The 9,279-nt window shown below is 70.5% G+C and carries 9 protein-coding genes; all 9 read left to right on the top strand.

The genetic code is table 11. The features are described 5' to 3' along the window. Positions 1-17: 17 nt before the first annotated feature. The 9 genes from ACFXHA_RS39845 to ACFXHA_RS39805 all read left to right on the top strand — a co-directional run bounded on the left by ACFXHA_RS39845 (position 18) and on the right by ACFXHA_RS39805 (position 9,182). Positions 18-1,520: a molybdopterin-dependent oxidoreductase gene (locus tag ACFXHA_RS39845; RefSeq protein WP_379365640.1), complete on the top strand. Its 1,503-nt coding sequence runs from the start codon at positions 18-20 to the stop codon at positions 1,518-1,520. An 83-nt stretch (positions 1,521-1,603) separates the two neighbouring features. Beyond that, positions 1,604-2,554 carry an ABC transporter ATP-binding protein gene (locus tag ACFXHA_RS39840; protein ID WP_379365638.1) on the top strand — a complete coding sequence of 317 codons (951 nt, stop codon included), beginning with the start codon at positions 1,604-1,606 and terminating at the stop codon, positions 2,552-2,554. Further along, the gene (locus tag ACFXHA_RS39835) at positions 2,551-3,318 is read left to right on the top strand and encodes an ABC transporter permease (RefSeq protein ID WP_379365636.1); all 768 of its coding nucleotides are present in this window, start codon (positions 2,551-2,553) and stop codon (positions 3,316-3,318) included. Before ACFXHA_RS39840 ends, ACFXHA_RS39835 begins: the two co-directional genes overlap by 4 nt. Beyond that, positions 3,302-4,555 (top strand): sensor histidine kinase, encoded by a 1,254-nt coding sequence (locus tag ACFXHA_RS39830; RefSeq protein ID WP_379365634.1) that lies wholly within the window; start codon positions 3,302-3,304, stop codon positions 4,553-4,555. The genes ACFXHA_RS39835 and ACFXHA_RS39830 overlap by 17 nt, the downstream gene beginning before the upstream one ends. Then, positions 4,552-5,157, top strand: coding sequence for a response regulator (locus tag ACFXHA_RS39825; RefSeq protein WP_379365632.1), 606 nt, complete (start codon positions 4,552-4,554; stop codon positions 5,155-5,157). Before ACFXHA_RS39830 ends, ACFXHA_RS39825 begins: the two co-directional genes overlap by 4 nt. Positions 5,158-5,357: 200 nt before the next feature. Further along, entirely contained in the window at positions 5,358-6,401 is a 1,044-nt protein-coding gene (locus tag ACFXHA_RS39820; RefSeq protein WP_379365630.1) for a sensor histidine kinase, read from the top strand. Next, entirely contained in the window at positions 6,398-7,171 is a 774-nt protein-coding gene (locus ACFXHA_RS39815; RefSeq protein WP_379365628.1) for a LytR/AlgR family response regulator transcription factor, read from the top strand. Before ACFXHA_RS39820 ends, ACFXHA_RS39815 begins: the two co-directional genes overlap by 4 nt. Next, positions 7,168-7,530: a hypothetical protein gene (locus ACFXHA_RS39810; RefSeq protein WP_379365626.1), complete on the top strand. Its 363-nt coding sequence runs from the start codon at positions 7,168-7,170 to the stop codon at positions 7,528-7,530. Before ACFXHA_RS39815 ends, ACFXHA_RS39810 begins: the two co-directional genes overlap by 4 nt. Beyond that, positions 7,527-9,182: a cation acetate symporter gene (locus ACFXHA_RS39805; protein WP_379365624.1), complete on the top strand. Its 1,656-nt coding sequence runs from the start codon at positions 7,527-7,529 to the stop codon at positions 9,180-9,182. The genes ACFXHA_RS39810 and ACFXHA_RS39805 overlap by 4 nt, the downstream gene beginning before the upstream one ends. Positions 9,183-9,279: the final 97 nt, after the last annotated feature.

Genomic DNA, 9,279 nt, shown 5'->3' with positions numbered 1-9,279 from the left:
CCCGACACTGGGGAAGAATGAGCGCTGGCAACCCGATCGGCTACGGAAGGTTCGGACAGGTGTCGATGAACGGGCAGAGGTCGGTGTCGGAGATGAGGCGGCTGCTGGGGGCGGCGGCGGTGGGGCTCGGTGCGCTCGGGGTGGGCGAACTGGTCGCCGCGGTCAGGGGCGGATCGCTGCTCGACGGCATCGGGCGGCTGGCCGCCGACTACGCCCCGGTGCCGGTGGTCGAGGCCATGGTGGCGCGGGCCGGTCGCCACGACAAGGAGATGACCCGCCTCGGCGTCACCCTCGGCGGTGTCGCCGCCGCGGCCGGAATGGCACTGCTGCCACCACGATTGCGGACGCCCGCCGCCGCCGCGTTCGGCGCGGGGACGGCGGCGGTGGCGTTGCGCAGCGCGGATCGTTCGGTGCCCGGCGCGCTCGGCGGCCTGACCGCCGCGGCGGTGCTGCGCACCGGGCTACGGCACCGGCCCGCCGGTCGCGGCGGCGAATTGCTCTGGGCGGCAGCGGGAATGGGGCTGCTGGCCACGGCCGAGACGCTGGTGCGCCGGGCCGACGACCGGCATCGCGAGCGGGCGCGGCGGGTCGGCCCGATGGGCGCGCACGCGCCGGTGCCCGAGGACGGCCTCGGCACCGAGCCGGGCCTGTCTCCGCTGATCACCAAGGCGGGCAGATTCTATGTGGCGGACGTGAATTCCCGGCCGCCGCGGATCGACCCGGACCAATGGCGGCTGTCCATCGGCGGCCAGGTCGCGCACCGATTGCGGCTGTCGCTGGCCGATCTGGCCGAGCAGGCGGTGGAATTCGACGCCGTCATGGTGTGCGTGCACAATACGGCCGGTGCCGGCCGCTGCGGCAATGCCCGCTGGTTCGGCGTCCCGCTGACCGCGCTGCTCGACCACGCGGTCCCCGAATCCGGTGCGACCCGGCTGGTCACCCGCGCCGTCGACGGCTACACCATCTCGCTGCCGCTGGCGCCGCTGCGCACCGGCGAATGGCCCGGCTACCTGGTCATCGGCATGAACGGCGAGCCGCTGCCACCCGAACACGGCTTCCCCGCACGGGTTTTCGTGCCCGGCATGTACGGCCAGTACGCGGGCGCGAAATGGCTCACCGAACTCGAGCTCGCCGACGACAGCCACGTCGACTACTGGTGGAAACGGGGTTGGCCCGCCGAACCGCTGTGGGTGCGCCCGCAGGCCCGCATCGACGTGGCCACCGGTGGCGCTTCGGGTTCCGGCAAGTTCACGGTCGCGGGCGTGGCGTGGGCGCCGCCCCAGGGCGTCTCGGCCGTCGACATCCGGATCGACGAAACCGAGTGGCTGCCGGTCGAACTCGGTGCCGAAACGGCCCCGGCGGCCTGGCGACGCTGGCGCACGATGGTCGACCTCGCGCCCGGCACCCACACCATCCAGGCCCGCGTCACCGGCCGCTCCGGCGAAATCCAGGACGCCGCCGAACGCCCACCCTTCCCGCTCGGCCCGGGCGGCCTGCACACGGTCACCGTGACGGCCTGACCTGGCGAGTCATGACATCTGTCATGGCACAGTGATGACGGACGGGGGAGGTGGCTCGACCCCGGCCGCGCGACAGTAGAAGGATGAACGCTACTGCCAATGGCATCGCGGTCGGGGGGTCCATCCGGACGGCTACTCCGGCCATCGAAATACGGGGTCTGGTCAAGACATTCGGCTCGTCCGGTGCGCCGGTCCGGGCCGTGGACGGATTGGAACTGGTGGTGCGGCCGGGGGAGATCGTCGCCTTCCTGGGCCCGAACGGCGCGGGCAAGACGACCACCATCGACATGCTGCTCGGGCTGACCGCACCGGACTCGGGAGAGGTGCGGCTGTTCGGCGGCACACCCTCGGATGCCATCGCGGCGGGCCGAGTTTCGGCCGTGCTGCAATCCGGTGGCCTGTTGCCGGACCTGACCGTCGGCGAGACCGTGCGCCTCATCGCCACTCTGCACGCGCACCCGCGACCGGTCCGGGAAGTACTGGTGCGGGCGGGCATCGACGAAATCGCCGACCGCCTCGTCGGCAAATGCTCGGGCGGGCAACAGCAGCGGCTGCGGTTCGCGCTGGCGCTGCTGCCGGATCCGGACCTGGTGGTGCTCGACGAGCCCACCACCGGCATGGATGTCGAAGGGCGGCGCGACTTCTGGTCCGCCATCCGCCAGGACGCCCGCCGCGGCCGCACCGTGCTGTTCGCCACCCACTACCTCGACGAGGCCGACGCCTACGCCGACCGCATCGTGCTGGTGCGGGCCGGCCGGGTGGTGGCCGACGGCAGTGCCGCGCAGATCAAGAACCTGGCCGCGGGCCGGACGGTCAGCGCCACCCTGCCCGCCGCCGACTCAGCGCGCCTGCTGGCCCTGCCCGGCGTCGAACAGGTCGAACAGCGCGGCGATCGAATCATCGTGCGCGCCAACGACTCCGACGTCGTCGCCCGCTACCTGTTGACCGCCACGCCGGCCGTCGACCTGGAGATCTCCGCCCACAACCTGGAGGACGCGTTCCTCGCCCTGACCACGACGGGAGACCACCGATGACCACCCTCGCCACCGCGCCCGTACGAGCGGGCGGCTTCCGGCCCGCCTTCCTGGGCCTGGAGCTGCGCCGCACGCTGCGTGACAAGCGCACCATGATCTTCGCGCTCGTCATGCCGCCGTTGTTCTTCATCCTCTTCGGGACGAATTCGACCTTCCAGCATGGCCAGGCCGGGTCCGGCAACACCACCGGTTACGTCATGGTGTCCATGGCGGTGTACGGCGCACTGCTGGCGACCTCCACCGGCGCGGCCCGGGTGGCCGTCGAGCGCGCGGCGGGCTGGAGCAGGCAATTGCGGCTCACCCCGTTGTCTCCCTCGGCCTACATCGCCACCAAGATCGCCGTGGCGATGCTGCTCGGATTGTTCTCGGTCACTACGGTTTTCGTTGCCGGTGCGATCTTCGGGGCGCAGCTGCCCGCGTCGGCCTGGGCGAGCTGCTTCCTGATCGCCTGGCTGGGTTCCTTCGTCTTCGCCGCCTTCGGCCTGTTCATGGGCTACCTGCTGCCGTCGGAGAACGTCATGCAGCTGCTGGGCGTTTCGATGGCCCTGCTGGCCTTCGCGGGCGGGCTGTTCATGCCGCTGCACGGCTGGATCGAGACGGTGTCGAAGGTGGTGCCCACCAATGGCATCGCGACGCTGGCCCGCGCCCCCTTCGCCGAACCGAGCGCCGCCGGCATCGTTCTCGCCATTGTGAATGTCGTGGCCTGGGCGGCGATCTTCACTGTCGGCTCCGCGCTACTCTTCCGCCGTGACACGGCACGCTGAGCACGAGCCGCCTCCGGCCGGGAACTCCACCCGGCCGGAGGACGGCGCTATGACGGCGGCGCGAGCGTCGGCCGTCGCCGCACTCGCTGGAGTAGCGTCCGGCCCCGGGGACGAGGAGGACAAGGGCGTCGAGCGGCGGCGGCGATTCGGTTCGCTGTTCGCCGCGGTATGGGTGATCTATCTGATCGATCCCCTGCGCAAGGGCTGGGAGCTGGAGAACCCGGTCGCACGGGTGTACACGCTCGTGGTGATCGTGACCTTCGGGGTCGTGTACGTCGGGTCGTACTGGGTGCAGGTGCGGGGCCCGGCGCGCCGTCCGTGGCCGCCCAGCCCGCAGCCGTGGACGGCGCTGGGGCCCTTGGCCTTGCAGATCGCCTTGATCGGCGCGGCGGCGGTGACTCTGCATTCCGAGGTGCTCGGGCTGAGCATCTACCTGGCCTCCTATATCGGCTTCACCTTCACCGCCAAATGGGCCTCGCCCATGCTGATCGTCCTGCTGCTCGCGGTGACCGTGGTGCCACAACTGGCCACCGGACATCGTCCGGACTACTCGCTCATGCAGTCGATGGCGTTGGCGGGTCTCGCGGTGGGCGGTATCCGGGTGGTCCTGGTGCGCAACCACCAGCTGTACCTGGCTCGCAAACAGCTCACCGACCTGGCCGTGGCGGAGGAACGGCTGCGGGTGGGGCGTGACGTGCACGACATCCTCGGCCACTCGCTCACCGTCATCACCGTGAAAACCGAGCTCGCGCAACGGCTCATGGAGGTCGATCCGGAGCGGGCCAAAGGCGAGATGGCCGATGTGGAGCGGCTGGCGCGCGAGGCGCTGGCGGGCGTGCGCAGCACCGTCGGCGGGCTGCGGGAAGTATCTCTGGCCGGGGAGTTGGCCAATGCCCGCACGGCGCTGAGCGCCGCCGAGATCGAGGCCGACCTCCCGGATTCCGACGATCTGCCGATCCGCCACAGCGTGGTGTTCGGTTGGGTGCTGCGCGAGGCCATCACCAATGTGGTGCGGCACAGTGGCGCCGCGCACTGCTGGGTGCGGGTCACTCCCACCAGTCTCGAGGTGTCCGACGACGGAGTCGGCATGCGCGATGCGGCACGCGGCGGCTCCGGCCTCTCCGGGCTGCGCGAACGCGTGCAGGCCACCGGCGGCGCGCTGACCCTCGCCAATCGACCGGAAGGCGGATTGCGGGTGCTGGCAAGCTTTCCGGCGACGACCAAGGAGCCGGAATGATCAAACTGCTGCTCGCTGATGACCAGGCCCTGGTGCGCGGCGCCCTCGCCGCCCTGCTCAGCCTGGAAGCCGACCTGGACGTGGTCGCCGAGGTGGGGCGCGGTGACGAGGTCCTCGCCGCCGTCGCCCGCACCAATCCGGACGTGGCCCTGCTGGATGTGGAAATGCCGGGCATGGACGGCATCGCGGCCGCCGCACAACTGCATGCTGCCCACCCGGAGGTGCGCATCCTCATGGTCACCACCTTCGGCCGTCCCGGTTACCTGCGCCGCGCCATCGACGCGGGCGCTTCGGGCTTCGTGGTCAAAGACACCCCCGCCCGTGAACTCGCCGACGCCGTCCGCCGCGTCCATATGGGCTTGCGTGTCGTCGATCCGGCTCTGGCCACCGAAACCCTCACGGCCGGAACGTCTCCCTTGACCGCCCGCGAACGCGAAGTCCTCGCCGCCGCGGCCGACGGTGCCACCGCGGGCGCGATCGCCAAGCGACTGCACCTGTCCGAAGGCACGGTCCGCAACCATCTTTCGTCCGCCATCGGCAAGACCGGCACCCGCACGCGTGCCGAGGCCGTCCGCGCCGCCGAGCGGCTCGGCTGGCTCTGATCGCCGTCGCCGGCATTCGAATCAGCGGGATGAGAAACGTTGTCGGCGAGGCGGAATCGGCGTAATGATAGGGCGGCGGGAAGCCGTGAGGCCGGTGCCGCTCGCCCTGCCGACACCTCCCATCGGTGATAGCCTGAATCACCTAATTTCAAACTGCGGAATGAAAGTTCCACAGTGCGAAAAAGGCTAGGAGGGTCGCGGTGCGCGGATGGAACCGGCACGTCGAGGACGGCGATCTGCTCGCCGTCCTGAATACGGCGCGGCGCATTGCGACGGATCTGGATGCGGGACTGGACGGTTCACGCGGGCGCGACGCGGCCAAACGACTGCGACGAATGCTCTCCGCCCGCACCGTCGGACTCGCGAATCTGTCCGGCGGGATCGAATGGGCCGGGGAAGTGGTGGCCGATGAGGCGGCGACCGCGGCCGTCGCAGACGCCCTGCGCACCGGGAAGCCTTCCGGGAGTGCGGAATTGGTGGCCATGCCGCTCACCGTCGCGGACGAACCCGCGGGTGTGCTGCTCGTCGCCGGTCCGGCCGGCGCGCGGGAGGTGCGCGGTGCGGCCTGGCTGGTCGAGTACGTGCTGGAACGAGCCCGGCTGCGGGCCGCCGCCGAGCGGGCCGCGCAGTCCGAACTGCGGGCGCTGCGGGCGGAAATGTCGCCGCATTTCGTCTACAACGCGTTGACCGTGATCGCCGCGCTGGTCCGTTCGGACCCGGATCGGTCCCGGGAGCTGATCCTCGACTTCGCCGACTATGCCCGCTACAGCTTGGCCCGACACGGTGAATTCACCACGGTGGCAGACGAATTCGAGGCCATCGAAACCTATCTGGCGCTGCAGCGGGCCGTCATGGGCGACCGGCTGCGCATCCAGATCCGGGTGGCCCCGGACGTTTTGGCGGTACCGTTGCCGTTTCTGGTGTTGCAGCCCTTGGTGGAGAACGCCGTCCGGCACGGCATCGAACCACGCGGCAGCGGCGGCGCGGTGCGGGTGCGCGGCGAGGCGCACGACGGTGACTGCGTGATCAGCGTCGAGGACGACGGAGTGGGCATGACGCCCGCCCACGCGCAGGCGCTCCTGGACGGAAAGTCGTCCGGCAGCGTCGGATTGGGCAATGTGGATCGGCGGCTGCGCACCGCCTACGGGCAGTGGTACGGCCTGGTGGTCGAGACCGAGCGGGACGCGGGGACCAGGGTGTCGGTGCGGGTACCGCTGTCGCAACCCGGGGTGAGGACCTCATGACCGCGCCGGGACCGGGGTTGCGCGTGCTGGCCGTCGACGATGCGCCGTCGGCGCTCGAGGATCTCGCCCGCCTGCTGCGCGACGCGCACGGGGTGGGCGCGGTGGCCGTGGCGACCGGTCCGCTACCGGCGCTGGAAAGGATTCGGGCCGAGGAGTTCGACGCGGTCTTCCTCGACATCTCCATGCCCGGCCTGGACGGACTGGAACTGGCGGGCCTGCTCGGCAAGCTCAGTCGCCCGCCGGTGGTCGTGTTCGTCACCGCCCACGACACCCACGCGGTGGCCGCGTACGGCCTGGGCGCCGTCGACTACCTGCTCAAACCCGTTCGCCCGGAACGTCTTTCCGCCGCATTGAGCAAGGTGGCGAGGATGCTGCCCGATGCCCCGGAGAACGCGACGGCTCCCGGACTGACCGAGGTGCTCGCCGCCCTGCCGGTGGAGAGCGGTGGCCGCACCCGCTATATCCAGCGCAGCGCGGTGCAATTCGTGGAGGCCCAGGGCGACTACGTGCGGCTGCACACGTCCTCCGGCGCGCACCTGTACCGTATGCCCATCTCCCGGCTCGCCGAGTACTGGGAGGACAGCGGTTTCATGCGCATTCACCGCGGCTACCTGGTCGCCCTGGACGCGATCCGCGAGCTGCGCAGCGAATCCGCGGGCCTGTTCGCCCACACCACCCTCGGCGACGTCCCGGTGAGCCGTCGGCAGGCCCGCGAGCTGCGCGACCGCCTCCTACGAGCAGCACGCGACCGCGAGGCGGGCAGCCGATGACCGCGCGCCGAGTCGCCGTCACCAGCGCGCAGACGCGGTTGGCCCGCTCCCGTCGGCGCCCGCCCGCCCGGCCGCCCGCACCCCGCCCCATCTCGGATCTCGCTCGCGCACAATACAATTACCGCGCGCAACGCCGCCGTACGATCCCGACCCTGATCATCCTGTTCACCGTGCTCATCGGACCACCCGTGATGATCAGCCTGTGGCCAGCACTCGACGACATCCGCGTCTGGCACATCCCGATCTCCTGGCTCACCCTCTGGCTGCTCCCGTATCCCATCCTGGCGGCCCTCGGCTGCTGGCATCTCTGGCGCGCCGAAGCCGTCGAATCCGCCCGCACATCCAAAAGTCGTCCATGATCGGGTTGGTACCGGTCGTTGCCGTGATGCTGGCGACGTTGTTCATCGGGCTGCGCGGAGTTGCGGCCATGCGCACCACCTCCGACTTTCTGGTGGCCTCGCGGCGGGCCAGCCCGCTGTTGAATTCCGCGGCGCTCGCCGGTGAATATCTTTCCGCCGCATCGTTTCTGGGTGCGGCCGGGTTGGTGGTGAAGGACGGGGTCGGGTCGCTGTGGTACCTGGTGGGGTTCGCCGCCGGGTATATCGCCATGCTGGTGCTCGTCGCCGCGCCGATCCGGCGTTCGGGGGCGCTGACGGTGCCGGATTTCGTGCAGGCGCGGCTCGCTTCGCCGGTGCTGCGCAAGCTTTCGGCGGTGGTGGTGCTCGTCATCAGCCTGCTGTATCTGGTGCCGCAGTTCCATACCTCGGGGCTCATGTTGAGCGAGGTCGGCGGGACGCCGTACTGGGTGGGTGTGGTGCTGGCGGCGGTCGCGGTGGGCGGCACCCTCGCGTTGGGCGGGATGCGGGCCGCCACCTATGTGCAGGCGTTCCAATTCGTGCTCAAGACGGTGCTTTTCGCGGTGCCCGCCATCTGGCTGGTGGTGAGCGTGGGCGCGGCGGTCCGGACCGAGGCGGTGCATCCCGCCGAATTCACCCGGTTCGAACGACAGACCACGGTGGTCTTCCGCGACGATGTGACCGTCGAGCTGCCCGAGACGGTCCCCGCTGCCGGACTGACCGCGGGGCCGCACCGTTTCGTGGCCGGACAGCGCGTGACCTTTCCGGCGGGTGCGCCCGCGCCCCGCATCGACGGGCAGACCGCGCCCGGCGACTCCGCCTGGCGGCGACCGCTTTTCGATCCGGGTCACCACGGCTACCCGCTACTGAGCACGCTGGCAGTGCTGTTCGCGACGGCCCTGGGGACCATGGGCCTGCCGCATGTGATCATGCGCTTCCACACCAGTTCCGATGGCCGTTCGGCCCGGCGCGCGGCCGCGCTCACCGTGCCACTGGTCGGGCTGTTCTATTTGTTTCCCGGCGTCTACGGGGTGCTGGGCGGCGTCCTGGTGCCGCACCTCTATTTCGCCGGTGGCACCGACACGGTCGTGGTCGCGCTGCCGTTGCGAGTGAATACCGGGTGGCAGGGCATCGCACTCACCGGGCTGCTCACCGCCGGTGCCTTCGCGGCCATCCTGACCAGCTCGCTCGGCCTGCTGCTGGCGGTGTCCGCCGCGATCTCGCACGACCTCACACCGGGCGGCCTCGACCGGTTGCGCGTGACCGCCCTGCTGTCGGCGGTCCCGGTGGGGCTGCTGGTGCTGCCCGTCGCGAGTCTGGACGCGGGCATCCTGGTCACCTGGGCCTTCACCGTGGCGGCCTCCACCTTCTCACCGTTGCTGGTACTGGGTATCTGGTGGCCGCGGCTCACCGCGCGCGGCGCGACCGCGGGAGTGCTTGTCGGCCTGTTCGTTTCGTCGACCGCCATCGCGGTGACCATGTGGTGCCCGGCGCTGTCGGGCTGGCCCGCCGTACTGGCCGATCAGCCCGCCCCGCTGTCGGTACCGCTGGCCTTCCTGACCATGATCGGGGTCTCGCTGCGCGGCCGCCCGCCCGCGTGGGCCGAGACCGCGGTGCTGCGACTGCATCTCGACGATCAGGACCGTTCGTCGTAGCCGAACGGCCGTTCGTCGGCCGTTCATCGCACCCGGCTGCGGTTCGCCCGAGAGCTGTTCTGCCCCTTGATTTCCGGCCATAGCGTGGTCCGTATCG

Origin of the sequence: Nocardia sp. NPDC059240, assembly GCF_042753865.1 — a bacterium.
Lineage (GTDB): Bacteria > Actinomycetota > Actinomycetes > Mycobacteriales > Mycobacteriaceae > Nocardia.
The sequence above is the reverse complement of the archived record's forward strand: the minus strand, read 5'-3'. Positions and strand labels throughout refer to the sequence as shown.

What these genes read in the sequence shown, in the direction of transcription:
- ACFXHA_RS39805 (WP_379365624.1), top strand. Translation starts at nt 7,527, where the DNA reads ATGATCGGGTTGGTACCGGTCGTTGCCGTGATGCTGGCGACGTTGTTC.
- ACFXHA_RS39810 (WP_379365626.1), top strand. Translation starts at nt 7,168, where the DNA reads ATGACCGCGCGCCGAGTCGCCGTCACCAGCGCGCAGACGCGGTTGGCC.
- ACFXHA_RS39815 (WP_379365628.1), top strand. Translation starts at nt 6,398, where the DNA reads ATGACCGCGCCGGGACCGGGGTTGCGCGTGCTGGCCGTCGACGATGCG.
- ACFXHA_RS39845 (WP_379365640.1), top strand. Translation starts at nt 18, where the DNA reads ATGAGCGCTGGCAACCCGATCGGCTACGGAAGGTTCGGACAGGTGTCG.
- ACFXHA_RS39840 (WP_379365638.1), top strand. Translation starts at nt 1,604, where the DNA reads ATGAACGCTACTGCCAATGGCATCGCGGTCGGGGGGTCCATCCGGACG.
- ACFXHA_RS39835 (WP_379365636.1), top strand. Translation starts at nt 2,551, where the DNA reads ATGACCACCCTCGCCACCGCGCCCGTACGAGCGGGCGGCTTCCGGCCC.
- ACFXHA_RS39825 (WP_379365632.1), top strand. Translation starts at nt 4,552, where the DNA reads ATGATCAAACTGCTGCTCGCTGATGACCAGGCCCTGGTGCGCGGCGCC.